The sequence below is a fragment of the Actinomadura miaoliensis genome (assembly GCF_039536785.1).
Classification (GTDB): Bacteria; Actinomycetota; Actinomycetes; order Streptosporangiales; family Streptosporangiaceae; genus Spirillospora; species Spirillospora miaoliensis.
Genome location: NZ_BAAAZG010000014.1, coordinates 44331 through 70570, shown reverse-complemented (window position 1 = coordinate 70570; position 26240 = coordinate 44331). Strand labels below are relative to the sequence as shown.

Annotated in this window: 26 protein-coding genes; 13 read left to right on the top strand and 13 right to left on the bottom strand. The window is 72.5% G+C overall.

What is annotated here, in order from left to right; translation table 11 throughout:
• Window positions 1-130: 130 nt before the first annotated feature.
• Window positions 131-3055 (bottom strand): AfsR/SARP family transcriptional regulator, encoded by a 2925-nt coding sequence (locus ABD811_RS12005; protein WP_344945372.1) that lies wholly within the window; start codon window positions 3053-3055, stop codon window positions 131-133.
• A gap of 337 nt (window positions 3056-3392) precedes the next feature.
• Between ABD811_RS12005 and ABD811_RS12000 the strand changes: the two genes are divergently transcribed.
• On the top strand, window positions 3393-4559 hold the full coding sequence (locus ABD811_RS12000) for a serine hydrolase domain-containing protein (RefSeq protein WP_344945369.1): 1167 nt from the start codon (window positions 3393-3395) through the stop codon (window positions 4557-4559).
• 53 nt (window positions 4560-4612) lie between these two features.
• Here ABD811_RS12000 and ABD811_RS11995 read toward each other — a convergent pair whose 3' ends face one another.
• The 3 genes from ABD811_RS11995 to ABD811_RS11985 all read right to left on the bottom strand — a co-directional run bounded on the left by ABD811_RS11995 (window position 4613) and on the right by ABD811_RS11985 (window position 7379).
• A complete protein-coding gene (locus tag ABD811_RS11995; RefSeq protein WP_344945366.1) occupies window positions 4613-5311 on the bottom strand; it encodes a hypothetical protein in 699 nt (232 codons plus the stop codon).
• A complete protein-coding gene (locus tag ABD811_RS11990) occupies window positions 5308-6627 on the bottom strand; it encodes an MFS transporter (RefSeq protein WP_344945363.1) in 1320 nt (439 codons plus the stop codon). Before ABD811_RS11990 ends, ABD811_RS11995 begins: the two co-directional genes overlap by 4 nt.
• Window positions 6628-6776: 149 nt before the next feature.
• Window positions 6777-7379 (bottom strand): TetR/AcrR family transcriptional regulator, encoded by a 603-nt coding sequence (locus ABD811_RS11985; RefSeq protein ID WP_344945361.1) that lies wholly within the window; start codon window positions 7377-7379, stop codon window positions 6777-6779.
• 84 nt (window positions 7380-7463) lie between these two features.
• Here ABD811_RS11985 and ABD811_RS11980 point away from each other — a divergent pair, with 84 nt between their 5' ends.
• From ABD811_RS11980 to manB, 6 genes are all read left to right on the top strand, one after another.
• Window positions 7464-7925, top strand: a complete 462-nt coding sequence (locus tag ABD811_RS11980; protein ID WP_344945358.1) for a VOC family protein — start codon at window positions 7464-7466, stop codon at window positions 7923-7925.
• Window positions 7925-8800: a fumarylacetoacetate hydrolase family protein gene (locus ABD811_RS11975; RefSeq protein WP_344945355.1), complete on the top strand. Its 876-nt coding sequence runs from the start codon at window positions 7925-7927 to the stop codon at window positions 8798-8800. Before ABD811_RS11980 ends, ABD811_RS11975 begins: the two co-directional genes overlap by 1 nt.
• The gene (locus ABD811_RS11970) at window positions 8793-10217 is read left to right on the top strand and encodes a PQQ-dependent sugar dehydrogenase (protein WP_344945352.1); all 1425 of its coding nucleotides are present in this window, start codon (window positions 8793-8795) and stop codon (window positions 10215-10217) included. The genes ABD811_RS11975 and ABD811_RS11970 overlap by 8 nt, the downstream gene beginning before the upstream one ends.
• Before the next feature lie 626 nt (window positions 10218-10843).
• Window positions 10844-12313: a glycosyltransferase family 2 protein gene (locus ABD811_RS11965; protein WP_344945349.1), complete on the top strand. Its 1470-nt coding sequence runs from the start codon at window positions 10844-10846 to the stop codon at window positions 12311-12313.
• A 36-nt stretch (window positions 12314-12349) separates the two neighbouring features.
• Window positions 12350-13543: a glycoside hydrolase family 113 gene (locus ABD811_RS11960; protein WP_344945347.1), complete on the top strand. Its 1194-nt coding sequence runs from the start codon at window positions 12350-12352 to the stop codon at window positions 13541-13543.
• A gap of 79 nt (window positions 13544-13622) precedes the next feature.
• Window positions 13623-14852, top strand: a complete 1230-nt coding sequence (manB, locus tag ABD811_RS11955; RefSeq protein ID WP_344945344.1) for a mannose-1-phosphate guanylyltransferase — start codon at window positions 13623-13625, stop codon at window positions 14850-14852.
• On the opposite strand, the gene ABD811_RS11950 is transcribed toward manB, so the two are convergent.
• The 6 genes from ABD811_RS11950 to ABD811_RS11925 all read right to left on the bottom strand — a co-directional run bounded on the left by ABD811_RS11950 (window position 14822) and on the right by ABD811_RS11925 (window position 19189).
• Window positions 14822-16273, bottom strand: coding sequence for a serine hydrolase (locus tag ABD811_RS11950; protein ID WP_344945341.1), 1452 nt, complete (start codon window positions 16271-16273; stop codon window positions 14822-14824). The two genes, manB and ABD811_RS11950, sit on opposite strands and share 31 nt — an antisense overlap.
• Window positions 16274-16447: 174 nt before the next feature.
• Complete coding sequence (locus ABD811_RS11945; RefSeq protein WP_344945338.1) at window positions 16448-16843, bottom strand: NUDIX hydrolase; 396 nt, start codon at window positions 16841-16843, stop codon at window positions 16448-16450.
• Between the two features lie 2 nt (window positions 16844-16845).
• Window positions 16846-17673: an SAM hydrolase/SAM-dependent halogenase family protein gene (locus ABD811_RS11940; RefSeq protein WP_344945335.1), complete on the bottom strand. Its 828-nt coding sequence runs from the start codon at window positions 17671-17673 to the stop codon at window positions 16846-16848.
• Between the two features lie 26 nt (window positions 17674-17699).
• Window positions 17700-18011 (bottom strand): DUF202 domain-containing protein, encoded by a 312-nt coding sequence (locus ABD811_RS11935; protein ID WP_344945332.1) that lies wholly within the window; start codon window positions 18009-18011, stop codon window positions 17700-17702.
• A 17-nt stretch (window positions 18012-18028) separates the two neighbouring features.
• Window positions 18029-18433, bottom strand: coding sequence for a YidH family protein (locus tag ABD811_RS11930; protein WP_344945329.1), 405 nt, complete (start codon window positions 18431-18433; stop codon window positions 18029-18031).
• 81 nt (window positions 18434-18514) lie between these two features.
• A complete protein-coding gene (locus tag ABD811_RS11925) occupies window positions 18515-19189 on the bottom strand; it encodes a MerR family transcriptional regulator (protein ID WP_344945327.1) in 675 nt (224 codons plus the stop codon).
• Window positions 19190-19265: 76 nt separating this feature from the next.
• On the opposite strand from ABD811_RS11925, the gene ABD811_RS11920 reads away from it, so the two are divergent.
• Window positions 19266-20285 carry a redoxin domain-containing protein gene (locus ABD811_RS11920; RefSeq protein WP_344945324.1) on the top strand — a complete coding sequence of 340 codons (1020 nt, stop codon included), beginning with the start codon at window positions 19266-19268 and terminating at the stop codon, window positions 20283-20285.
• A gap of 174 nt (window positions 20286-20459) precedes the next feature.
• On the opposite strand, the gene ABD811_RS11915 is transcribed toward ABD811_RS11920, so the two are convergent.
• A complete protein-coding gene (locus ABD811_RS11915) occupies window positions 20460-21179 on the bottom strand; it encodes an IclR family transcriptional regulator (protein WP_285493300.1) in 720 nt (239 codons plus the stop codon).
• A 98-nt stretch (window positions 21180-21277) separates the two neighbouring features.
• Between ABD811_RS11915 and leuC the strand changes: the two genes are divergently transcribed.
• From leuC to ABD811_RS11895, 4 genes are all read left to right on the top strand, one after another.
• A complete protein-coding gene (gene leuC, locus ABD811_RS11910) occupies window positions 21278-22675 on the top strand; it encodes a 3-isopropylmalate dehydratase large subunit (RefSeq protein WP_344945319.1) in 1398 nt (465 codons plus the stop codon).
• Between the two features lie 14 nt (window positions 22676-22689).
• Complete coding sequence (gene leuD / locus ABD811_RS11905) at window positions 22690-23277, top strand: 3-isopropylmalate dehydratase small subunit (RefSeq protein WP_344945316.1); 588 nt, start codon at window positions 22690-22692, stop codon at window positions 23275-23277.
• 130 nt (window positions 23278-23407) lie between these two features.
• A complete protein-coding gene (locus ABD811_RS11900; protein ID WP_344945313.1) occupies window positions 23408-23677 on the top strand; it encodes an SCO5555 family protein in 270 nt (89 codons plus the stop codon).
• A gap of 157 nt (window positions 23678-23834) precedes the next feature.
• On the top strand, window positions 23835-24113 hold the full coding sequence (locus ABD811_RS11895; protein WP_067916442.1) for an HU family DNA-binding protein: 279 nt from the start codon (window positions 23835-23837) through the stop codon (window positions 24111-24113).
• A gap of 206 nt (window positions 24114-24319) precedes the next feature.
• Here the strand turns inward: ABD811_RS11895 and ABD811_RS11890 are convergent, their stop codons facing one another.
• A complete protein-coding gene (locus tag ABD811_RS11890; protein ID WP_344945306.1) occupies window positions 24320-24532 on the bottom strand; it encodes a hypothetical protein in 213 nt (70 codons plus the stop codon).
• A 67-nt stretch (window positions 24533-24599) separates the two neighbouring features.
• On the bottom strand, window positions 24600-25271 hold the full coding sequence (cofC, locus tag ABD811_RS11885; protein ID WP_344945303.1) for a 2-phospho-L-lactate guanylyltransferase: 672 nt from the start codon (window positions 25269-25271) through the stop codon (window positions 24600-24602).
• 84 nt (window positions 25272-25355) lie between these two features.
• Here cofC and ABD811_RS11880 point away from each other — a divergent pair, with 84 nt between their 5' ends.
• The gene (locus tag ABD811_RS11880; RefSeq protein WP_344945301.1) at window positions 25356-26234 is read left to right on the top strand and encodes a lysophospholipid acyltransferase family protein; all 879 of its coding nucleotides are present in this window, start codon (window positions 25356-25358) and stop codon (window positions 26232-26234) included.
• Window positions 26235-26240: the final 6 nt, after the last annotated feature.

Genomic DNA, 26240 nt, shown 5'->3' with positions numbered 1-26240 from the left:
CGACAGCACACTGAACGCCGTGAAGGGCGCCCGCCGGCACATCGGACGCCGCTGTCGGCTGCGGCGGAATGCGCCTCACTGACGTGTCCCCGCTACCCCGCACGCTGCGGGTGCGGCCCGGCGGGGACGCTCAGGCCGGGCATGAGCGGGCGCGGCGGATGTCGTCCAGTGTGGCCGAGGCCAGGGCGTGACCGCGCTCGTCGCCGAGTTCGCAGAACCTTTCCGCGGCCTTTTCGGCCAGGACGAGGGCGTCGTCGCAGCGGCCCTCGGCCAGCGCGATGCGGGCGGACTCGCGCAGCATCCAGGCCGTGCCCCGGTGGTCCTGGACGTCGTCCAGCAGACGCAGCGCCGTCCGGCACGCCTCCGCCGCCCGTTCCGTGTCGCCGACGGCCAGGGCGCAGCGGGTGACGCGGCTCAGCGCCGTCGCCTCGAAGTGCGGGGCCGCCAGCGCGTGTGCCAGCCGCCGGGCCCGGTCCGCCGTGGACAGGGCGGACTCGAAGTGCAACGACGCCGCCAGCGCGTCGGCCTGGGCGACCAGGCCGATGACCTCGGCGTGCCGGTCACCGGCCTGCCGGGCCAGCCGGACCGCCCGTTCGGCCATGGCCGAGCAGCCGGGCAGCGGCTCGTGGCCGTCGCGTGCCGGGACCTCGGCTCCGGGCCTGACCTCCGCGGAGACGAGCTCGCCCAGGGCGTAGGAGAGTTCGCGGGTCATGCCGAGCCGTTCGAACGCCCGTACACAGGCACGCAGTGCGTGGACGATGTCGGCTCGGCGTTCGGTGTACATGGCGAGCACGACGAGGCCGTATTCGGCGCGCCACATGACGGGTTCGTCGCCGGCGTCGCGGGCGGCGTCGCGGACCGCCTCGCGGAGCCGCCGCAGCGCCGGAGCGCCGACCTGCCGGTGCAGCAGCGGCACGACCCGGTCGACGAGGTCCGCCACGTCCTCGTACAGGCCCCGCGCGCATCCCTCTTCCACGATGTGCACGAGCAGGGAGCGGTGCGCGGCGAACCAGCCGATCGGGTCGTGCGGGAGGCGCCGGACGTGCGCCTCCAGGTGGTCGCTGACGCCGACGCGCCGATCGGACGGCGCGGCGTTCACGGTGACGGGCGCCGCGTCGGCGAAGGGCCGGGCGGGCGTGTCGGCGGGACGCCGCGCGGGCAGGTCGTCGAAGGCGCGGGCGTGCGTGTGCTCGGCCGTGGCGGTCAGCGACGTCAGCGCGCGGACGAGGTGGCGCAGCGCCAGTCGGCCGTCGGCCTCGGCGCTACCGGCCAGTTCGGCGGCGAAGTCGGCGGTGAGTTCGTGGTAGCGGTAGCTCGGCTCGCCCGCGGCGTTGTTGCCCGCGGGCTGCAGCAGGTTGGCGTCGACCAGCGCCTCCAGCGCCCGGTCCGCGTCACGGCCGTCACCGTCGTGCTCGGTGAGCAGGGTCAGCAGCCACAGGGAGAAGTCGGCGCGGGCGAGCAGGCCGAGCCGCCGGAACGCGGTGCGCGCGGCCGGGTCGAGGGCCTGGTAGGCCAGCCGCAGTCCGGCCCGGACCTCCAGGCTCCCGAGGGACAGCTCGTCGAGACGGCGGCGGTGGTCCCGCAGGCGACCGGCCAGGCCGGCCAGGCCGATGGACGGCCGCGCGGCCAGCCGCGCACCCGCGATGCGCAGGGCCAGGGGCAGGTGACCGCAGGCGGCGGCGATGTCACGGGCCGCGTCGGGGTCGGCGGCGACGCGGCCGGGGCCGACCATCCGCTGGAGCAGGTCGCCGGCCTCGCCGGGCGAGAGCGGGCCGAGCCGGACGACATGGTTGCCGGGCAGGTCGGCGAGCAGGCGCCGGCTCGTGACCAGGACGGCCGAGCCCGCGGTCCCGGGCAGCAGCGGCTGGATCTGGGCGGCCTCGTCGGCGTCGTCCAGGACGAGCAGGACGCGCCGGTCGGCGAGCCGGGCCCGCAGCACCGCGGCGCGCGCCTCGATCCGCTCGGGGATCGCGGCGGCCGCCAGGCCCAGGCCCCGCAGCAGGTCCTCGGCGACGTCGGCGGGGTCCCGGGAACCGAGCGGGGCGTACAACTGGCCGTCGGGGAAGCGTTCCCGCAGCCGGTGCGCGGCGTGGACGGCCAACGCGGTCTTGCCGGCACCCGGCGGCCCCGACACGGTCACGATCGGGACCGCCAGGTCCAGGGGCCTGAGGCGTTCGGGGGCCAGGAGACGTTCGATCCGGGCCAGCGCGTCCGCCCGCCCGGTGAAGTCGGCGGGTGCCGGGGGCAGCTGGCAGGCCGCCCGCCAGGCGTCGTCCGCCACCAGCGAGACCGGCGCCTGCGGGCGGACGCCGGCGTCCTCGGTGCGGGTGAGGATCGCCTGCCGCAGCTCCTGCAGCCGGTCGCCGGGGTCCAGGCCGAGTTCGTCGCGCAACGTGGCCGCGGCGCGGTCGTAGACGTCCAGCGCCTCGGCCTGGCGGCCCGCCCGGTACAGGGCCCGCATCAGCAGGCCGTGCAGCGGCTCGCGCTGGGGATGGGCGGCGGCCAGCGCCTTGAGGTCGGCGATGACCGCCTCGTGATTGCCCAGCCGCAGTTCCAGCTCGTAGCGGTGCTCGGCCGTCTTCAGGCACCGCTCGGTGAGCTGGGGGATCTGCTCGGTGTGCAGCCAGGACGAGGCCACGTTCGCCAGGATCGGCCCCCGCCACAGTGCCGTGGCCTCCCGCAGGGCCCGCAGCGCGCGGTCCAGGTCGCCGGCCCGCTCCGCGTCGCCGGCCCGGACGGTCAGGTCGTCCAGGCGCCGCAGGTCGTCCGGGCCCCTCGCGATCAGGTATCCGTCGGGCCTCGTCTCGATGAGCGCCGGATCACCCAGGGTGCGCCGCAGCCGCATGAGGTGCACCTGGACCGTGCCACGGGCGCCGGACGGCGGGTCCTGGCCCCACACCCGGTCGATCAGCGTGCTGACCGTGACCAGCCGGCCGGCGCTGACCAGCAGGCACGCCAGCACGGTCCGCTGCCGCCCCGACGACAGCGGGATCTCCCGCCCGCCGCGAACGACCTCAAGCGGACCCAGCACCCTGAATTCGACAGCGGTGTCCATCAGCCCCCCGACGCTGTGAGATCCGGTCAATCCCCACGTATCTTCGCCAGCCTCCCTTATGGACGCCAGACGTTTCCCGGCAGCGAACACGCCCGGCGTCACCGCACGCGCCGCCGCGCGGCACGGGCGATTGGTCCGGCGAAAGACGACATCTTCGACGGCAGGTGACCGGCCACGGTTTCAGCCGGATCCGGGTGAGTGATCGACCGGCCGGACGACCGGTTCGCCGGAACTCGGGGGTGAGGTCATCCCCACCGGGACGTCTGCAGGTGGCCTGATCGTGCGGGCGCGATGCGGATCCGTAGCCTTGCCGATCATCGAAGACGGGGGTCACATGATGAGACGCATCGCTCAGTGCGCGGGCGGGATCGGCCTCGCCGCGCTCGTCGCGACGGCCGTCGCGCTGCCCGCCTCCGGGGCGCCGCGCTATTCGCGGGAGCAGCTTCAGCGCGATGTCGACGCCATCCGCGACACCGGGACCACCGGGGTGCTGGCGCAGGTGGTGCACAAGGAGGGGAGTGTCAGGGCGCGCAGCGGCGTCGCCGATCTCGACACGCGGCGGCCGGTGCCCTGGGACGGGTACTACCGGGTCGGCAGCAACACCAAGACGTTCGTGGCGACGGTGATGCTGCAGCTGGCGGCCGAGAGGAAGGTCGGCCTCGACGACACGGTGGAACGCTGGCTGCCCGGCCTCGTCCAGGGCAACGGCAACGACGGGTCGAAGATCACCGTGCGGCATCTGCTGCGGCAGACCAGCGGGCTGTACGACTACAGCTACTACCTGCCGCAGGACCAGGACCACACGCCGGAGGGATACCGCAAGGTGCGGTTCCGGTCGTACCGGCCGGAGGAACTGGTCAGGATGGCGATGCGGCACGCGCCGGAGTTCACGCCGGGCGAGCGCTGGAGCTACTCCAACACCAACTACATCGTCGCGGGGATGATCATCGAGAAGGCGACCGGGAACCCCTGGGAGCACGAGGTCCACGAACGCATCATCGCGCCGCTGGGGTTGGAGCACACCTACAGCCCGGGGTCCTCGGCGTACGTGCCGCAGCCGCGCGCCACGTTCTACGAGCGGTTCACGCCGGGCGGGCCGCTGGTGGACGTGTCCATCATGTCCGACGGGTACGCCGACGGCGGGCTGATCAGCACCACCGACGACATGAACCGGTTCTTGCGGGCACTGCTGGGCGGGCGTCTGCTGCCGGCGGCGCAACTGGAGCAGATGAAGCAGACCGTGCCGGCCACCGCGTGGCAGACGCTGTACAAGGACGCGGGTTACGGGCTGGGACTGGCCAAGCGGCGGACCTCCTGCGGCACGTGGGCTTGGTTCCACGGCGGCAGCATGTTCGGCGTGTCCAGCGTCAACTCCGTCTCCGCGGACGGCGGGACGAGTGTGGAGATCATGCTGGCCACCCAGCCGGGGGAGGAGAAGGCCAAGCTCGCCCAGCTCACGGCCGCCAACGAGCTGACCGATCGGGCGCTGTGCGGCAACCGGTGACGACCCGCCGTCCGCGCTGAGGGAAGGCCGGCCGGTGGGACAGCGTCCGCGGGTCAACCCCGGGCGCCGTACCGCCGGCCCGTCGAAGGGGTCGCGACGCGGACGAGCAGCGAGCACGCGGCGGCGACCGCGACGGCCAGCAGGACGGCCCCGGGGAAGAGCCAGGGCCGTGTGCGCCTGGACGGCTGGGTCGGCGCGCCGTCCGCGCCTCGGTCCAGGCCGGTGACGCGCCAGCCGTTCCCAGCCCGCCGCAAGGTGAGCGTGCCGTGCACGTCCGGCTCGGGGGCGTCGTCCCGCCGCTGACGCACGTGGAAGGGAACCCGCGCGAGATCACCGGAGACGTCCGCGGATCCCACCGTCGCCGTGGCGAAGGCGGCCTCGCCACCGCCCCTCCCGATGTCGAGCATGGGGGCCGCGAGCGCCACCGGGCCGATCGCGTCGGCGTGGGCGCGCGCCTGAGGGCCGACGCCGGCGCGGGTGCTCTCGCCCACGTAGGTCAGCCAGCGTTCGGCCACGCCCTCCGGCCTGGCCGGAACGGTCCCGACGGTCAGCAGCAGCGAGCCCGCCACCAGCAGCGTCGTGACCAGGACGAGGCACGCGACGACGAACGCGCGCCGCGCCGTCGCCCGACCGCCGGCGAAGCCGTCCTCGGCCCTGTCCTCGGTCGTGTCACAGGTCGTGTCATAGGTCGTGTCATGGGGCGGGTCCTCGGGAGCTCCGTCACGGGCGTCGCCGCAAGCGTCGGTGCTCATGAGCGCGTCACCAGCCTGTCCTCGTGGAGCCGTCCGCGGGTCTCGGGCATGTACCGCCAGATCAGCCAGATCACCGGCAGGTACAGCAGGACCACCGCGGTGACCGTGTCACCGATCGTGCCGATCGCGCCGATCGTGTGATCGCCCAGCAGCCCGACGACGGCCGGTCCCGCCGTCGTGCCGACGATCTCGAAGACGTTCCTGATCCACGCCGCGGTCTGGCCGCGGATCTCGGTGGGGAACAGCTCGGTGGCGAACGCGCCCAGCACCGGCCGGATGCCGAGGCCGAACACCACCGACAGGACGACCAGCGCGAACGCCAGCCGTTTGTCGCCGACCTGGAACAGCACGGCGGTGCTGACGAGGGCGCCCGCCGCGTACACCAGCGCCGTGGGCCGCCTGCCGAAACGTTCCATCGCCCGGCCGCACAGGAGGTAGCCGACGATGCCGAGCCCGTACGCGCAGATCACGAAGAACGAGATCTCGCCCGAGCCGTACCCCCGCTCGCGCTCGGCGTAGAACGCCCACCAGGCCGTGGCGCCGTAGTGGGGGATGGCAGTGAACACGTACACCAGGCCGACCAGGACCAGGGGGCGCCGGTAGCGCGGCTGCCAGGGCAGCAGGAACGAAGGGTCCGCCCGCTTCACCCGCGCGGTCTGCTCCGCCCGGGCCGCTCGCGCGGCCTGGAGCGCGGCGAACCGCTCGGTCTCCCGCAGGCGCCGCCGGTAGACGCCGAGCACCACCAGGGGCACCAGCCCCATGAGGTAGAAGGTCCGCCAGCCGAGCGGCCCGTCCTGCAGGCCCGAACCCAGCAGACCGGCGACGACGACGCTGCCGAAGGCGCCGGCCGCCAGCAGGACGCCGAGCGCACGCCCCCGCCGCCGCGCCGGGAACTCCTCGACGATGATCGTCACGCTCACCGCGTACTCGGTGCCGACGAAGACCCGGGCGAGGAACTGCATGCTCGCGAACGACCAGACGTCCCAGCTCAGGGCGGTCAGGGCGGTGAACAGCGTGTAGCCCGCGACCGACCACAGCAGCAGCGCCCGGCGGCCGAAGCGGTCGGAGCCGCGGGCCACGAAGAACGCGGCGAAGGTGCCGAGCTCGCTGACGATGTTGATCGCGCCGAGGGTCGACTCGCCCACCCGGAAGTCGCTCTGGATGTCCGACAACAGCAGGGCGAAGATCTGGTTGTCGTATCCCTGGAAGAACGACGCCCCGGCGAGCATCAGGAGCAGCGACCGGAGGTACCGCCGGTCGCGGGTGAAGGTGACCGGATCGGCGGCCGTCGGGTTCCGTGCGCTTTCCGTCGCCATTTCTCATGCTCCTGGGGGTGGGATGAGCATGTCGTCCGGGCTGCGCGGTGAATCCGCCGCCGGACGCGCGAAAAGGCGTCAGAGAGGCGGACGCGGCCCACTTAACGAGCGTTAGATGTGCGGAGGTTAACACTCGTTAGAAGTGAGCGTCAATCGTCGTCCGGAAGCCGGGGGCCGGGTGCGATGCCCGCCAGGAGGGCGTCGAGCCCGACGCGGAACGCCTCGGCCGGGGCGGCGTTCTCCTGGGCCGGCCGCACGGTCTCGAAGGCCGAGTCGCCCTCGCCCGGGGCCCGGCTCCACTCCCGCGACGACGCCTCCAGGATCACCAGATGCCCCACGACGAGCCGCATCGCCGCGCCCTTGAGGTGAACCGCGCGAGCGGGCGTGAACCCGGCGTCCAGCAGGATCGACAGCATCGCGTCGTGCAACCGGATGACCGGCGGCCGGCGGGCGTACTCGGTGATGGCCCACACCGACGCCCGCGGATGCCGGGACGCCCGCTCGACCAGGACGGTCAGCAGTCCGCGCAGCCGGTCGCGCCAGCCGCCCTCCCGTGGGGCCTCGGCCACGATGGCGGCACAGACCCGGTCGACGATCGCGTCCAGGAGGACGTCGCGTCCGTCGACGTGGTGGTAGATGGCCGTCGCCGTGACGTCGAGGCGTTTGGCCAGCTTGCGCATGGTGATGCCGTGCGGACCCTCCTCCTCCAGAAGTTCCAGTCCGGCGTCGAGAATCCTGTCGCGGGTGAGCACGGATATTGACGTCCTAACTTAACGAGTGTTACATCTTACGACTGTTAAGTTCCGAGGAGTGGAGTCTATCCCAGGGAGGATCCGATGAGCCAGTCGACCGCGGGCAGCCCTCATTACCCGTTTCACCACACATTTCCCGTGTCCGACCTCGATGCCGCCCGGCACTTCTACGGCACCGTTCTGGGGTGCCCCGAGGCGCGGAAGAAAGGGGCGGAGCGGGCCGCCGACTTCGACTTCTTCGGGCACCACATCGTGGTCCGGCTGGTCGAGGGGGACGACGCGCGGCTGCACCGGGCGGCTGCCGAGGGGGCCAACATCGCCGTCCGGCACTTCGGGGTCGTCCTCCCGTGGCCGGAGTGGGAGGCCGTCGCCGAGCGCCTGGCGGCCCGATCGGTGGCGTTCGTGGTCGAGCCGACGGTCCGGCACCGGGGCGAGCCGCACGAGGAGGCCATGATGATGCTCGCCGACCCGTTCGGCAACGGCCTGGAGTTCAAGGCGTTCCGCGACCTCGCCTTCCTCTGGGGGCGGCAGGGGGGCGAGCGCTGATGCGGCTGGCGAATCTCGGTGGACGCGCGGTGCTGCTCACCGACGGGACCGCCGTCGACGTCGAGTCGGCCAGCGGCGGGCGCTTCGCCGCCGACCCGACGTCGCTCTACCGGCGCTGGGACGAGTTCAGAAGCTGGGCCGACGGTGTGCGGAACGTCGCCGGTGAGCCGGTGGAGCCCGCGCGTCTCGGCCCACCCGTCCCGGAGCCGCGGCAGGTGTTCGGGATCGGCCTCAACTACGGGGCGCACGCCGCCGAGAGCGGCGTCGGCGTCCCCGCGGAACCCGCCGTGTTCACCAAGTTCCCCACCTGCATCACCGGTCCGGTCGGCGAGGTCGCCCTGCCGGACGGGGACAGCCGGGTGGACTGGGAGATCGAGCTGGTGGTCGTCATCGGCAGGACCGCGCGCGACGTCCCGGCGTCGCGCGCCTGGGAGCGCGTCGCCGGACTGACGGCCGGGCAGGACCTGTCCGAGCGGACGATGCAGTTCGCCGGGCCCGTCCCGCAGTTCAGCCTCGGCAAGTCCCATCCCGGGTTCGGGCCCACGGGGCCGTGCCTGGTGACGCCCGAGGAGTTCGACGACCCCGACGACCTGCGGCTGCGCTCGTCGCTCAACGGCGAGTGCGTGCAGGACGGCCGCACCGGCCAGATGGTGCTCCCGGTGGCGGAGCTGGTGGCGCGGCTGTCCAGGACGGTCACGCTCCTGCCCGGCGACCTCATCTTCACCGGCACCCCGGAGGGCGTCGGGTTCGCCCGGCAGCCCCCGCGCTACCTCGCGCCCGGCGACGAACTCGTCAGCGACGTCGAGGGGATCGGCGAGCTGCGGCAGCGCGTCGTCGAACCCCGCGCCACACGAAACGGCACCTCTCATGTCTGAAGAGTCCGCGATCGATCAGCTCTCCGACACTCCGGCCGAGCCCGCCCCGCGTCCGCGTCAGCGGCGCCGGCTGGTCAAGCGCGTTCTGGTCTCCGTCACCGGGGCCGTCATGGCGTTGGCGCTGCTCGCCGTCGTCGGCGTCTACTACCTGCTCAACCGGGGCAGCGAACCCCAGGGACCGGCCAGGCTCGGCCCCTCCCCGCAACTGGCGCCGCCCAATCCCGAGCCGATCCCCAAGGTCAACGCGCCCAACGTCGTGGGATGGCCGCAAGGCGCGACGCCGCGCGCCCCCGAGGGCTTCACGGTCACGGCCTTCGCCACGAACCTGGATCACCCCCGCTGGCTCTACTCGCTGCCCAACGGCGACGTGCTGGCGGCCGAGGCGGCGACTCCGCCCAAGGATCCCGACTCCCTCGGCACCCGGCTGCTCTACTGGCTTCGCCGCAACGACGGGGCGGTGAAGGACAGCGCCAACCGCATCACCCTGCTGCGCGACACCAACGGTGACGGCGTCGCCGACTTCCGCAGTGCGTTCCTGCAGAACCTCAACCACCCGTTCGGCATGGCCGTGGTCGGGGACTGGTTCTACGTCGCCAACACCGACGCGGTGTGGCGCTACCGCTACAAGAGCGGCGACACCAGGATCACCGCCCCCGGCGAGAAGATCCTCGATCTGCCGGCGGGCGGCTACAACAACCACTGGACGCGCAACATCATGCCCAGCGCCGACGGCCGCAGCCTGTACGTGACCGTCGGCTCCGGAAGCAACGCGGGGGAGAACGGCCTGGCGGCCGAGAAGCGGCGCGCCGTCGTCCTGCAGGTCGATCTGGACGGCCGCCGGGAACGCGTCGTCGCGTCCGGCATCCGCAACCCCAACGGCCTGGGCGTCGAACCGTCCACCGGCACGCTCTGGGCGGTCGTCAACGAACGCGACGTGCTCGGCGACGACGTCGCCCCCGACTACCTGACCCGGGTCAGGCCGGGCGACTTCTACGGGTGGCCGTGGAGCTACTGGGGGACGCACACCGACGACCGCGTCAAGCCGCCGCGGCCCGACCTCGTCGCCAAGGCCATCCGGCCGGACTACTCGCTCGGCGCGCACACCGCGCCGCTGGGGCTCGCGTTCTCCACGGGCACCTTGTTTCCGGAGCAGTACCGCGGCGGAGCCTTCATCGGTGAGCACGGATCCTGGAACCGTGGAAACCCCGTCGGTTACAAGGTGGTGTACGTGCCGTTCGAACAGGGGCGGCCCGACGGCCTTCCACGGGATTTCCTGACGGGCTTCCGGCCGGACCCCAAGAGCGACAAGACGTACGGCCGGCCGGTCGGAGTCATCATGGACAGGGCCGGTGGCCTCCTGGTGGCCGACGACGCCGGCAACCGTGTGTGGAGAGTGGCCCCTGAAAGCCGTTCTTAAGTCACCCGTAGGCGATATGTAACCGCCTTCTGCTTTCATTGAACGGGGTTTCGCCCTGAAAGGCGTCCGGCCCTGAAGGCCGGGCGGACAGGGGCGGTCATGACCGTTTCACTGCGGTGCGCAGGCGTATGTGGGGCCGCCGGCCCGAGTACGGGAAGTCGGGGATGTTTCTGTGCCCTGCGTGCATTCAGGCATGTCCTGTGCGAGGTCGCCGCGTGGAGATCGGACGGCGCATCCGCGCGGGCGGTCGATGCTGAGGCCCGGGTTCTCTACAGGCGATCACCTGCACGAACACCTGGACGGCTGCTTTCAGGGAAGGGGGGTGTTCGCGTCCGTCGGGCGGTCAGAGTCCGGCCGCCCGGCGGACGCGGACAAGGCGGCATTGATTCGACCCAAGGTCATGTAAACCGGGTCGCGACGCCAGACGTCAACAGTAGAAATGGGGAAAAACCCGGATCTCCAGGGAGTTCGACAGTCATTCTCCGTGCTGTACTGTCCTCCCTTGCCGAAGTGATCTGGACCGTTTTTCTCATGTCTGGCGATGCGTCGTGAGGAATGCGGCACGACCCGCTCACCGGCCGGAACCGAACGTCGTCGCCCCGATCCGCAAGGTGACTGCAACAGCGATGACCACCGCCATTCCGCCCCGTCCCGAGCCGCCCCCGGGGGTAGGGGCGACCACCGCGCCTGCGCGGCGGCCGCAGGCTGAGAGCTACGTCCCCTGGAAACCGGGCCTCCTGCCCTTCTTGCTTCCGCTGGCCGTGATCCTGGTGTTCTGCTTCTGGTCGTACCAACCCGGCGGCGGAGCGCTGAACTGGGTCCTGAGCGTCGTCTGGTCGCTGCCCGTCATCGGGTCGGTGGTGGGCATGCAGGGAGCGGTCCTGATGCGCCGCCGCGCGCGGCAGCTCCGCAGGCTTCCGCCGCCGTCCCCCGCCGTGCACGACGCGCTGCTCGTGGTCGTCCCGACGGTGGGACGGCGGGACACCTACCCCGCGCTCAGGCGCTCGGTGGAGTCCTACGTCCGCCACCTGCCGGCGTACTTCCCCTCCCTGCGGGTGGACATCGTCACCGAAGAGGGATGCGAGGCGGCGGACGCGATCGCGGCCTTGGCGCGGTCTCTTCCGCGGGTCAGGGTGGTGGAGGTACCGGCGGCCTACCGGACCCGCAACGGGACCCGGTTCAAGGCCCGCGCCAACCAGTACTCGCACGAACTGCGCATCGCCGAGGGCGAGGCCCGCGACGACGTATGGGTCCTGCACATGGACGACGACACCGCCGTCGGGCCGGACACCGCCGCGGCGATGGCGCAGTTCGTCAACCGGCAGCGCCGGGCGGGCGCCAAGGCCAAGCACCTGGCGCAGGGCATCCTCACCTACCCGCGCGAGAACGCGGTGAGCCGGTTCACCTGGCTGGCCGACGCGGTGCGTCCCGCCGACGACATCGCACGGTTCCGGGCGATCACCGGAAGCGGCACGCCGATCGCCGGGCTGCACGGCGAGCTGCTGCTGATCCGCGCGTCGATCGAGGCGCGGATCGGCTGGGACTTCGGCCCCAAGGCGATCGTGGAGGACGCGCAACTGGCGCTGAACTTCAGCCAGCGCTACCCGGGCCGCAGCGACTGGTTCGCCGGCCGCTGCTACGGGGCCTCCCCGGCATCGGTGCGCGACTTCGTCAAGCAGCGGGAGCGCTGGGCGTGGGGACTGGTCGGCCTGGTGTTCAACCGCACCATCAAGCTGCGCTACCGGGCGTTCCTCGGGATGTGCGTGGCGACGTGGGCGCTGGGGCCGCTCCAGCACGTCGGGTTCGTCCTCCTGGTGGCCTGGGCGACCGGGACGGTGAACACCTCACCGGTCAGCATGGTCATCGCCGTGCTGTGGGCGATCAACTTCGCCTACGTCGTGTGGTGCTACTGGGAGGGGCTGCGGCTCAACGCGCACGCCTCGGCCGGCGGCCGGCGGCGCTGGTGGGAACCGCCGGTGGTGCTGCTGCTGATCCCGCTGTTCTCCCTCATCGAGGGCTGGGGCGGCCTGCGCGGCTTCATCAGGTTCGTGCGGCGCGAGGAGAACAAGTTCGTCGTCATCGCCAAGCCGGCCTGAGGGCCGGTGACCGGATCCGGGGGACCGATCACCATCATGAAGTACAAGATCCTTTTCACCGTGCCGTCGGCACTGGTCGCCGGTGTGGTGGCGACCGCGGTGACCGTGGGGGACGGCCCGCTGCTCGACTTGCGCGACCGGATGCTGGGCACCGACACGCGGAATCCGTCCCGCTCCCGGCAGGTCGCGGCATCACCGGGTGCCGTGCAACCGGCCCGCTGGAAGCCCGGCATGCGCGAGTGGGGCGTCAACGTCTACTACGTCAACAGCCCCCGCGATGACGAGGCGCACGTGCGCGCCAAGGCCCAGCGCATGATGCGCTATCTGGTGAGCCTGAATGCCAACGCCGTCTCGATCAATTTCCCGTTCCGGATGGCGGGGCCGACATCCTCCGAGGTCGGGGCCATTCCCAGGCGGACGCCCACGCCGCGGCGCCTGGGCATCGTCCTGCGGGAGGCCAGGGCCGCCGGGCTGCGGGTCACCGTCCGGCCGCTGATGGACGAAACGAACCTGGTCAGGACCGAGACCGAGTGGCGCGGCGCCGTTCAGCCCGCCTCCCGCGACGGGTGGTTCGCAAGTTACCGGACCTTCCTGAGCCCCTATCTCAAGGTCGCCGCCGACGAGCAGGCCGCCACCTTCGTCATCGGCACCGAACTCAACTCGCTGCAGGCCGACCGGCGGTGGCGGGGCCTGGCGGCCTGGGCGCAGCGGCGGTTCCCCGGCGAGCTCAGCTACGACATGAACTGGGACAGCTTCCGGACTGACCGCAGGTCGGTGCCGTTCCGCCGGATCGGCCTGGACGCCTACCCGCCGCTGGGGCTGCCCGACGACGCCACCGTCAAGCAGCTGGCCCTGGGCTGGAAGAACTGGCTGGACGGAATGCACGACGGCCGGCCGTCGCGGATCCTGCTGTCGGAGGTCGGCATCGCCGCGCAGACCGGCGCCTACAGCGCGCCCGGCGACTGGGTGAACCGCCGCAGGGTCGACCAGACCATGCAGGCCCGCTGGTACACGGCGGTGTGCTGGGTGGTGCGCAAGAACAACATGCGCGGCCTCTACTGGTGGATGGTCGACTTCGACACCGACCCCGCCAACGCCGACCCCGAGCGCAGCGCCCGGCTCAGCTTCGCCGGACGTCCCAAGACCGAGCAGGCCATCCGCACCTGTTTCCGCGGTCGAACCCCAGAGCGGCACCCCACGGTGACACCCACACGGACACCCCAACAGTGACCCCCCAGTGACACCCGCGCTCCGGCCGGGCGGCCCTGCCTGCCGTCCGGCGGAGCGCGGCCGACCAGGAAGAGTTCTCTTGACCCAGGCAATCGTGCTGGCCGGTGGCAAGGGCACCCGCCTGCGCCCCATGACCGTCAACATCCCCAAGCCGATGCTGCCGGTGGGCGGCGTTCCTTATCTGGCGCACCTGATGACCCGGGCAGCGGCGGCGGGAGTCGACCGGATGGTGCTGGCCACCTGCTATCTGGCGGAGGTGTTCGAGCCGTATTTCGGGGACGGCTCCCGATTCGGCCTGCGCCTGGAGTACGCCGTCGAGGAGGAGCCGCTGGGGACCGGCGGCGCGATCCGGTTCGCCGCCGACCGTCTCACCTGCGGGCCAGCGCAACCGGTGCTGGTGTTCAACGGCGACGTCCTGTCCGGCGCCGACCTGCCGCGCCTGCTGGACCGGCACCGGACGGCGGCCGCCGACGTCACCCTGCTGCTGACCCGGGTGGCCGATCCCCGGGCGTTCGGGCTGGTGCCGACCGGCCCGGACGGGGCTGTCCAGGCGTTCCTGGAGAAGCCCCGCACGCCCGAGGAGATCGTCACCGACCAGATCAACGCGGGCTGCTACGTGTTCACCCGTTCCGTGATCGACCGCATCCCGGCGGGCGTGCCGGTGTCGGTGGAGCGGGAGACCTTCCCCGGCCTGCTGGCCGATGACGCCCGCGTGTTCGGCGTGGTGGACCCTTCCTACTGGCTGGACCTGGGCGTCCCGGCGGCGTTCGTGCGCGCTTCAGCCGACCTGGTGCGCGGCGTGGTGACGTCGGCCGCCCTGCCGGGTCCGCCCGGCGAGTCCCTGGTCCTGCGGGACGCGGTGGTGGACGTCGCCGCCAGGCCGCACGGCGGGACCTGCGTCGGCCCGCGTGCGATCGTCGGCGCGTCCGCCGAGGTGGAGGCCAGCGTAATCATGGCGGATGCGGTGATCGGGCCGGGCGCGGTGGTGCGCCGGTCGGTGATCGGCGTCGGCGCCCGGATCGGCGCGGGCGCGGTCCTTGAGGACGCCGTGGTCGGCGACTACGCCCAGGTGGCGCCGGACATGCGGCTCGGGCCCGGCACCCGGGTCGAGCCCGGCGCCCCGCCGCCGTCGAACAGGCGGGATGACCCGGCCGGCGCGCGCCCTTGGAGTACCACCACACGGCTGGAGGCGGGCCCGGCCGGTATGCCACCGGCCGGGCCCGCCTCCAGTCACACGCACTCACACCCGGAGGGGAGGCGACGGTTCCCCGCCGTGCCTCAGTTCCTCTTGGCGCGCCGGCTCTCGTAGGAGTCCATGGCGCGGCCCAGCTGGGCGAACTTCTCGGTGTAGCTGAACGGGTAGATGCCCGAAGGCGTGTCGGGACGGTTCGCGTCGACGTACTGCGTGCCCAGGTTGGAGAACACCACGATGATGTAGTGGCGGCCTCCCTTGCCCGGCAGGGCCCGGACGATGCCGGCGTCACTGGCGGTGTTGTTCACCCAGCCGGTCTTGTGGGCGAAGGAGACCTCGGCCTTGGCGTTGCAGGGCCGCACGTCCCGGCCGAACTTGTTGCCCGCCACGGTGACGGTGCCGTCCGCGCCGACCCAGCGGGCGGGAGCGGCGTTGGGGATGCCGGGCGCCGGATAGGCGCCGCCGCACCAGTTGGTGGTCGACAGCATGTCGTTGAAGCCCTGCTGCCTGAGCTTGGACATGAAGAACGCGCGCGACGAGGCGCTCAGCACCGCGTCGCTGGTGACCGGCTTGCCGTTCGGCGCGGTCCAGACGCGGCCGGGGGCGCCGTTGACCAGGGCCAGCAGCTTGGCCGTGTCCAGCGAGCCCATGGTGATCGAGTTGGACCACCGCCCGCCGGTGGCCGGGTTGGTGCCCTTGAGCTGGAGCGTCTCCAGGCCGAGGTCCTGGAAGGTCCGGTTCAGCGGGTCGATCGCGTTCTGCTCGTGGAGCAGCTTGACCAGGGCGCAGGACGCGCCGTTCGACGAGCAGGTGAGCGACTCGTCCATGTACTGCCGGACCGTCTTGGAGGTGGCGGTGCCGCACAGGGACACGGAACTGTCGGAGGTGGGCCGGTAGTCGAAGGTGTCGTCCAGCTTGATCTTGCCCTGGTCCACCAGCCGCAGGACGCCGAAGTTGACCATGAGCTTCAGGACCGAGGCGGGATAGTTGAGCATGTGGTCCAGCGGAGCGTTCTCCCTGCCCGCGACCACGTCGATGGAGCCCTGCCCCTTGTTGGCGTACCAGCCGGCGTCGTCCCACTGCCGCCAGCGCACGCTCGTGGTGGACAGGTTGCGGTCGACCGGGACCACGACGCCGTCCTTGTAGAGCGGGCTCATCAGCACGGTGCCGGACGAGACGGGGCGCCCGTTCCTGTCCAGCTCGATGATGGTCGCGTCCATCTGCGGCTGCTGGACGATCGGCTTCGGCTCGGCCGCCGCGTACAGGCGCGCACGCTGCCTCGGCGACTGCGTGGCCTCCTTGTCCACGGGAGCCCGCAGCGCACGGGCCTGGGCCGAGCCGGGCGGCGCCGTGTCCAGGACCTCCTCGAACCGCAGCCGGTCGATGGTCTCCCGAAGCCGCTCGGCGACCGGGCTCGCCGTCCCCTTCTGCGCCTGGGCGGCCTTCTTCACGTCGACCGCCTCCGCCCCGGCCGAGCAGCCCGCCAGCGCGATCACCGTCATGAGGCCGACGGAGCCGTTCAGCCATCTACGTCTCATTGTTCTCGCCTTTCCCCGATGGTGAATTCGTGATCATAGGGAGCGGAGGGCGCACCCACAGCCGAACAACGGGAAAAGCCGTCAACGACGGATCAACGAAAAATCAACGACGAGAGGCGTCGCGTACTTCGCCGGCGCACTGACCTGCCGGGAGAGCGCTCGGCGTCGCCGGGGTCAGGACAGCAGGCCCTGGGCGGTGGCCATGTCCAGGGCCGCCCGGGCGGCGGGGGCCAGCAGGTCGCGGTCGGCGGGGGCCACGTAGCGGTACTCGTCGACCTCGCCGGCGGGGAGGATGTCGCCCTGATAGGCGGCCGTGAAGCAGGCCATGCGGACGTGGGTGAAGGCGGGCTGGTCGTGGGCGGGGGCCCGGATGACGCCGACCTCGCGGAAGGAGCCCTCGTCCAGTTGGACGGCCAGCTCTTCGCGGACCTCCCGGGAGAGGGCCGACCAGTCGTCCTCGCCGGGCTCGCGCTTGCCGCCCGGGAGGTAGAGCAGGTCGCGGCCGCGGGACCGGACGGCGAGCAGGCGGCCGTCGACGGTGTGCAGCCAGGCGACGACGTCCAGGTCCATGGTCACTCCTCGGTGGCGGGGCGGATGGTGAGCACGGCGTCGGAGGCGAGGCCGAAGCGGGCGGCGGCCGAGCCCTGGTTGACGGCGAGGCCGAGCCAGCCGGAGGAGTCGACCCAGAGCAAAGGCTCTCCCTCGGCCACGCTGCCGAAGGTCTCCACGAACGGGGCGCGGATGGTGCGGGGCGTGCCGTCCCGGGTGGTCCAGGTGACCTCCAGGGGCGTGCCATATGCGGGCGTGGCGGGCAGGTCGTCCCTTCTGGCGGCGAGGACGAGGCTGCCGAACCGGTCGATGTAGAGGGTGGACGCGGTCAGGGCGTCGTCGTCCTTGGTGACCGGTGGCACCTGCAGCGGGCGCAGGGCGCTCGGTGGGACGCGCGGGCCGAGTTCGGCCGGGGGCAGGCCGTTGGCCACGTGGGCGGCGGCGGGGGAGAAGATGTCGCGGCCGTGGAAGCTGGTGGACACCTCCGGCAGCCGGTAGGCGGGGTCGGCCAGCTCGTACGCGTGGATCGCGCCGCCCAGCACCTCGGCGGCCGGGGGCAGGAGCCCGTTGTCGGGGCCGATCAGCACGTCGCCGCGTCCGGTGACGACCGCCACGGGACGGCGCGGGGTGCCCACCCCCGGGTCGACGATCCCGACGTGCACGCCGGCAGGCAGGTACGGAAGGGCCTGGCGGAGCAGCATGGCGCCCTCGGTCACCGCGTAGGGCGTCACTTCGTCGCTGAGGACGAGCACGTTCGCCGACGGGGCGATCGAGTAGATCACACCGGCGCAGATGGCGGTGTAGGCGGCGCCGAAGTCGGTGGTCAGGCTGACGAACGGACGGTCGGGCACGGCAGCGAGGCTACCAAGCGGATCTTTCAGGTGACGGCGAAGAGGATGCCGATGACGCCCAGCAGCACGGTGACGGCGGTGGCGAGGAGGACGGAGGCGGGATCGGCGACCGGGGCTCCGGCGGCCAGGCGCCGGCCGCGGCGGTGGTGGGTGCGGCGGGCGCGGCGCAGTTGGAGGGCGGCGGCGCCGCAGACGGCCGCGGCGGCGAGAGCGGCGCCGGCGGCGGAGGGCGCGAGCCGGACGCAGAGCAGTCCCGCGGCCAGCAGGGAGAGGGTGGTGCGCGACCAGGCGAGGGCGGTGCGTTCGGGCTGGGCGCCGGGGTCCCACAGGCGGCTCACGGTCTGCCTCGCCTCGCCTAGGTGACCAGCAGGGCGACCAGCAGGACGACGGCGGCGGCCGCCAGGCCGTACGACATGATCGGGGCCAGCGCGGGCGGCGGCAGGGTCTCGGCGCGGCGCAGCGCGCGTTCGGTGCGCAGCCAGCGGCGGAAGGCCAGGACGGCGATCAGGGCGCCGGTGGCGGCGAAGCCGACGGCCAGCGCGTCGCGCGCGGGGGCGGCCAGCAGGTCGCGGCTGAGGGCCAGCCCGATCCCGGCGGCGATCACGGCCAGGGCGGTGCGGATCCAGGCCAGGAACGTGCGCTCGTTGGCGAGGGTGAACCGCGGGTCGGGGTCGTCGCCCTCGGCGAGCAGCCGGTCGGTCCACCGCCCGCGCTCGGGGTCCACGGCGGTCCTCGGAACATCACCCGGTGTGGTCGTCATTGCCGGTTCATCGTATGCGGCTACCGTTTTTTCCGCCGAACCGGTGTGATTGGTGAATCCGACTGGCAAAGGCTGATTTGTCTAATTGCCGGCGCCGGGGTCGTCCTCGCCGAAGCGGCGGGCCGAGGCGTCCTCCTGGGCCAGCCGGTGCAGGGCGGTGAGCACCTGCTCGTACAGCACCGTGGACACCAGCATGGCGTGCACCGCCCGGGTGCGCGGGGCGTCGGCGGCGACCGCGCCGATCTCGTGCTCGGCCACGGCGGTGGCGGCGCGCGTGTACGGGAGCAGGTCGGCCAGCGTGATGGGGAAGCCGAGGCGGCGCAGCGCGACGAAGGTCTGGGCGAGCAGGTCGCGGGCGGGGGCGCGCTCGGTGACGCGCCAGCCGAGCTCGCCGATCAGCGCGTCGACGTCCCGGCGCGCGGCCCGCCACTGGGCCGCCAGGTCCTCGGGCGCGGCCGGGTCCTGGTCGGGCGGGTCCACGTGCGGGCCGATGGCGTACTGGGTGATGCCGAACAGCCGGTGCATGCCGACGTCCTCGTCGTCGACCGCCGCCACGATGCGCCGGATGGCGGCCACCGGCAGGTCGCCGACCTCGCGCAGCGCCCGCACCAGCCGCAGCCGCTCCAGGTGCCGCTCGTCGTACTCGGCCCGGGTGGCGCCGGTCGCCGTGCCCTTCGGCAGCAGGCCCTCGCGAATGTAGAACTTGATCGTCTGGATGGTCAGCCCGCTGCGGTCGCTGAGCTCGGAGATCTTCACCGCGCACACCCCCCTTGACTGGATACTAGAGCTATCCAATACTTGGATACCAACACTATCTAACTGGGGGGACCAGATGTTCACCGTCGTCGACGGGGATCGCGTCGAGCGGATCGACGCCCGGCCCGGGCCCGGCGGGCGGCCCTTCGCCCCGCTGGACCGGCCGCTGCTCGGCTGGGAGCGCAAGCCGCACGGCTGGTGCCGCGACGACGCCTGCCTGCCCGCGGCCCGCGCCGCCGCGATCGAGACGCCCGACGGCGTGGACGTGGCCGCCTTCGCCGAACTGACCGGTCACGTCGCCGTCGTCGACGCGGCGGAGCGCGCCCTCGCCCTGGCCGCCGCCGCGCCGCGGCTCACCGTCGCCGAGGCGCCCGACTTCGAGCTGGACGGCGTCCGCCTCGCCGACTTCCGCGGACGCAAGGTGGCGCTGGTGTTCTGGGCCTCCTGGTGCGGGTGCCGCTACGACCTGCCCGCCTGGGAGGAACGGCACGCGGCGCTGCGCGACCACGGGTTCACGGTCGTCAGCGTGGCGTGCGACCGGTCGGCCGGCGACGCGCGGCCGTGGATCGAGGAGGCGAACGCCACCCATCCCGCCCTGGTCGACACCGAGGGCGTCGTCGCCGAGCTCTACAACGTGATCAACGTGCCGACGGTGGTGTGGATCGACGAGGAGGGCCGCATCGCCCGTCCCCAGGACACCCAGACCGCCACCGACCTGTTCCGCTCCATGAACGGCCTGGACTCCCAGGAGTCCTACGCGGCGCTGCGCCGCTGGGTGGTCGACGGCGACGCCGGGCTGGACCGGGCGCAGGTCCGCGAGCACCTGCGCGTCCCGACGGCCGAGGAGCAGCGGGCCCGCGCGCACGCCCGCCTGGCGGTCTGGCTGGCCCGCGAGGGCCGGGACGAGGCGGCGCGGCGGCACGTGGCCGAGGCCGCCGCCCTCGCCCCGCACGACGTGGCGATCCGCCGCGGCCTGATGCCGCTCACCGGAGACGACCCGTTCGGCGACGCCTATTTCGCGTTGCGCGACGAACTCGAGAAGGCGGGCATCCCCATCTACCGGCCGCTGCCCACCCGGCCCGGGACGTCGGTGTGAGAACACGGGCCGGCGACGTAACGGCCGCCGTGCAGGGGTAAGGCGCGGGCGGACGCACGCGCGCCGGGCGGGGCGTGACGACGGCGTAGGCGGCCAGCGCTCCGATCAGGGGCGGTCAGGAACGCCACCAGCGGCGCGCCGCCGAGGGCCGTCCGGTCGAGGGACGTCGAAGGACTAGGACGCGGTGCGGCGCATCGCCTCGGAGATCTTCTCGGCGGCGGCCATCACCGGACCGGCGTGCAGGCGCCCGGGGGAGCGGGTCAGGCGCTCCAGCGGGCCGGACACCGACACCGCGGCGATCACCCGGCCGCCCGCGCCCCGTATCGGCGCCGACACCGAGCCGACGCCCTGCTCGCGCTCGCCCACGCTCTGCGCCCAGCCGCGGCGCCGCACCTGGGCCAGGGTGGTGGCCTCGAACTTGGCGCCGCGCAGGCCCCGGTGCAGCCGGTCGGGCTCCTCCCAGGCCAGCAGCACCTGCGCGGCCGACCCGGCGGTCATCGGCAGCGCGGCGCCCACCGGGATGGTGTCGCGCAGCCCGCTGCTGCGCTCGGCGGCGGCCACGCACACCCGCACGTCGCCCTGCCGCCGGAACAGCGAGGCGCTCTCGCCGGTCAGGTCCCGCAGCTGGGCCAGGATGGGCTGGGCGATCGCCAGCAGCCGGTCCTCGCCCGCGGCCACCGCGAGCTCGGCCAGCCGCGGGCCCAGGATGAACCTGCCCTGGGTGTCGCGGTGGACGAAGCGGTGGTGCTCCAGCGCGACGGCGAGCCGGTGGGCGGTCGGCCGCGCCAGCCCGGTGGTCTGGACGAGCTGCGCCAGCGAGGCGGGACCCGCCTCCAGGGCGTTCAGCACCAGAACCGCTTTGTCAAGTACGCCGACTCCGCTAGAGTTGTCCATGACTTGATATTGCCGTCTCGTTATGTGAGATGCAAATCGGACGGCGAGCGCCGGCGCGACCCGCGCGCCGCTGCGAACGAACTCAGGTGAGGTGAGCGATGGGCCGTACATTGGCCGAGAAGGTGTACGACGCGCACGTCGTACGGCGTGCCGAGGGTGAACCGGACCTGCTCTACATCGACCTTCACCTGGTGCACGAGGTGACCAGCCCGCAGGCGTTCGACGGGCTGCGCATGGCCGGGCGCACCGTCCGCCGCCCCGAGCTGACGATCGCGACCGAGGACCACAACGTCCCCACGATCGACCTGCTGCGGCCGATCGCCGACCCGGTGTCGCGCACCCAGGTCGAGACGCTGCGCAAGAACTGCGCCGAGTTCGGCATCCGGCTGCATCCGATGGGCGACGAGGGACAGGGCATCGTCCACGTCATCGGCCCGCAGCTCGGCCTGACCCAGCCCGGCATGACCGTCGTGTGCGGCGACTCGCACACCTCCACGCACGGCGCGTTCGGCGCCCTGGCGTTCGGCATCGGCACCAGCGAGGTCGAGCACGTCCTGGCCACCCAGACGCTGCCGCAGATCAAGCCCAAGACGATGGCCGTCACCGTGAACGGCGCGCTGCCCGAGGGCGTCACCGCCAAGGACCTCATCCTGGCGATCATCGCCAGGATCGGCACCGGCGGCGGCCAGGGCCACATCATCGAGTACCGCGGCGAGGCGATCCGGTCGCTGTCGATGGAGGGCCGCATGACGGTCTGCAACATGTCCATCGAGGCGGGCGCCCGCGCCGGCATGATCGCGCCGGACGAGACCACGTTCGCCTACCTCAAGGGCCGTCCGCACGCGCCCCAGGGCGAGGAATGGGACCGCGCCGTCGAGTACTGGACGTCCCTGCGCACCGACGACGACGCGACCTTCGACAAGGAGGTCGTGATCGACGCGTCCGAGCTGACCCCCTTCGTCACCTGGGGCACCAACCCCGGGCAGGGCCTGCCGCTCGGCGAGTCGGTGCCCGACCCGGCCTCCTACGACGACCCGGTGGAGCGCGCCGCCGCCGAGCGGGCGCTGCAGTACATGGGCCTGACCGCGGGCACCCCGCTGCGCGAGATCGCCGTCGACACCGTCTTCGTCGGCTCCTGCACCAACGGCCGCATCGAGGACCTGCGCGCCGTCGCGGGCGTCCTCAAGGGCCGCAAGGTCGCCGACGGGGTGCGCATGCTGGTCGTCCCCGGCTCGATGAAGGTCAAGAAGCAGGCCGAGGAGGAGGGCCTGCACGAGGTGATCTCCGCCGCCGGCGCCGAGTGGCGGGAGGCGGGCTGCTCGATGTGCCTGGCGATGAACCCCGACAAGCTCACCCCGGGCGAGCGCAGCGCCTCCACGTCCAACCGCAACTTCGAGGGCCGGCAGGGGCCCGGCGGCCGCACCCACCTGGTGTCGCCCGCCGTCGCCGCCGCCACCGCCGTCACCGGCCGCCTGACCGCGCCCGCCGACCTGTAAGGACGTTCTCGATCATGGAAGCCTTCACCACCCACACCGGACGCGCGGTGCCGCTGCGCCGCAGCAACGTCGACACCGACCAGATCATCCCGGCCGTCTGGCTCAAGCAGGTCAGCCGCACCGGGTTCGACAAGGGGCTGTTCTCGGCCTGGCGCGAGGACCCCGAGTTCGTGCTGAACCGCCCCGAGTACGAGGGCGCCAGCATCCTGGTCGCCGGGCCGGACTTCGGCACCGGCTCGTCCCGCGAGCACGCCGTCTGGGCGCTGCAGCAGTACGGGTTCCGCGTCGTGATCGCCCCCCGCTTCGGGGACATCTTCCGCAACAACTCCACCAAGATGGGGCTGCTGCCGGTCGTGCTGCCCGGCGACGTCGTCGAGGAGCTGCAGACCCGCGCCGAGCAGGACCCCACCGCGCAGATCACCGTCGACCTCGGCGCCCGCGAGGTGCGCGCCGGCGACCTGGTCGCCCCCTTCGAGATCGACGACTACACCCGCTGGCGCCTGATGGAGGGCCTGGACGACATCGGCCTGACCCTCCGCCACGCCGAAGACATCGCCGCCTACGAGCAGCGCCGTCTCGACTGGCTGCCCACGACCGTCTGAACGGCCCGGCCCGGGGCGACATCCGGCCCGTAACGGGCCGGACCGCCCCCCGGGTGCGTGAGCATGCCCGCCCACCGACGACAATCGAGAGTGTGCGCAGACACACGCTCGTATCGTTGGGGGGCTCTCCTTGACCCATGCCGGACCCCAGCCGGGCGAGCAGCCGACGGTCCCGGCGCCGTGGAGCGGCCCCGAGTGGGACGATCCCGCGCTGACCCTGCTCGCCCGGCGGCTCCGCGACGCCCACCGCCTGGTGGCGCCGCTGCCCCGGGACACCCGCCGGCGCCTCATCCGGCACCTGCTGGCGATCACCGACCTGGCCAAGCGGGACGCCGACCTGGCCGCCCGCAGGCTGGACGCCTTCCTGGCCGACTTTTCCGGCACGTCCGACGCCCGCTAACGTGCGGGGTGGCCGGACAGGTCCGGCTCCCGGGTGAGACGGGGGCGATGCCGACAAAAACGTCAGCGACACGGGGATTCTTGCGTGCAGGTGATTGTGTCGCTGCGGAGGCTGCCTTAGTTTCGTTCGGGCAAGGGGGGAACTAGAGGAGTAACCCATGAACAAGCGTGAGCTGGTCGACGCCATCTCAGAGCGGCTGGGCAGTAAGAAGGCCGCAGCCGAGGCGGTCGACGCGATCCTGGAGACGATCCAGGACGCCGTCGCCAAGGGCGACAAGGTCGCGATCACCGGGTTCGGTTCGTTCGAGAAGGCCGACCGGCCTGCCCGTACGGCTCGCAACCCCGCAACCGGCAAGACCATCCAGGTTCCCGCGACGTCCGTGCCCAAGTTCAAGGCGGGCGCCGACTTCAAGAACCTGGTGGCCGGCAAGAAGTAGGTCGTCGGCAGACTACCCGTGGCAGCGCCCGGGCCGCCGCCCCAGGCGGCTCCCGGGCGCTGCGGCATTCCATGCGCAGCTCAGCCCGCCGCAGGGCCCTTCCGAGCCGCGTCCGCGGGGCTCGCGGCGATACGGCCGCTTCGGGGCCGCTCAGGGCCGCTCAGCGCTGTGCAGGACTGTTCGTGGCCCCTGACCTGCGCGGTCGCTCACGTGGCGTCGCCGGGCAGCGGGAACGTCGACAGCGTCACCACCGTGATCCGGCCGCCCTCGGCGGCCAGGTTCACCCGCTGGCCGAATCGCAGCATCCGCAGGCCGCCCGCCTCGAACGCGGCGGTGTCGAAGGGGAGCTCGGTGCCGTCGTCGAGCAGCACGCTGCCCGAGCGCGTCTCCGGGTCGTACGTCCGCACCGTCCCCTGCATAGCGGCCACCCTAGCCGTTCCCACGCCCCGCGCGGTGATCAAGGTTCCCGCGTTCGCCGCCGGCCCGCTAGGCGGGAGTGTGCAGGGCGGTGATGAGGCGGGCGACGGCCGTGGTGCGCGGGCCGCAGCCCAGGGCGAGGGCCTCGCGCAGGTCCGGCAGGGTGTCGACGTCGCGGCGGACGCTGGCGGTCTCCGGGACCAGCAGCTCGCGGGCCCCGCGGGCACGGTGCGCGGCACGCGAGTCGCCGCCGAAGGCGGGCGCGAACGGCACGCCGGGCCGCGCCGTGTACAGGGTGGTGCCGATGCCTGCGGCGTCCGGCACGAACGCCGTCGGCGCCCCGGCCGCCGCGTCCAGGACCCGGGCCAGCTCGTCCGGACGCAGGGCGGGCAGGTCGGCGGAGATCGCGCCGACCCCGCTGTCCGGGGCCAGCTCGCGGCCGCGCACCGCCCCGTACACCAGGGCCGGGTTCAGCCCCGCGTCCGGCTCGTCCGGCACCACGCGGGCGCCCAGCGCGGCCAGCTCGGCGGCGGGCACCGGGTCGTCGGTGACGACGATCACGTCGCGGACGCGGTCGCAGCGCAGCGCGGCGGCGACCGTGTCGGCCGCGACCGCGAGCGCCAGGGCCTGCCGGTGCGGCCCCGCCGACGCGGACATGCGGGACTTCGCCCGGGCCAGCACCTTGACCGGCACCACGAGCGACCACTGGAGATGATGCGCAGCGCGCTGTGCTGTAGACATGGCAACTCGACACTATGCGCACGCAACCGCGAAACTGAGGACACCCCGCGCTCACCGCGTGGGCGCATCGAGAAAGGGACGGGCATGAGTCAGGGGTACGGGTATTCGCCGGGCTGGCGGAAGCTCACCATCGTCGTGCTGCGCCCGCTGCTGTACGGGCTGCTGAAGCGAGACTGGCGTGGCCGTGCCAACGTGCCCCGGAAGGGCGGCCTGATCCTGGCCGTCAACCACATCTCCGAGTCGGACCCGCTGGCGCTGTCGCACTTCGTGTACGAGTCGGGGCGCTACCCGGTGTTCCTGGCCAAGTCCCAGCTGTTCGGCGTCAAGTTCATCAAGAAGATCCTCTACGGCACCGGGCAGATCCCGGTGTACCGCGACCGCACGGACGCCGCGCTGGCCCTCAAGGACGCCGAGAAGGCCCTGGAGGCTGGCCAGTGCCTGATCTTCTTCCCCGAGGGCAGCTGCACCCGCGACCCGGAGCTGTGGCCGATGACCGGGCAGACCGGCGTGGCCCGCATGGCGCTCAAGACCGGCGCCACGGTCGTCCCGGTGGCGATCTGGGGCACCCACGAGCTGCTGCCGTACCGCAAGGTCGAGAAGCGGGGCCTGGCGGGCAGCCTGAAGAAGGGCTTCCACCCGTTCCCCCGCAAGAAGATCAAGGTGATCGCCGGGCCGCCGGTTGACCTGTCCCGGTACGAGGGCAGGCCGCTCACCAAGAGCACCCTGCGCGAGGCTACCGGCGACATCATGACGACCATCGCCGGGCTGCTGGGCGAGCTGCGCGGCGAGGAGCCTCCCAAGGAGCTGTACGACCACCACAAGGTTCTGGAGGAGCGCCGCCGGGCCACCGCCGAGGCCGGCTCCGAGACCCGCTCCGGGGACGGGGCCGGGAAGCCCGTCGAGGCCGCGAGGCCGGAGAAGACCGCGGACGCGGGCGAGGGCAAGGGGGCGGAGACCGCGTGACAGTCC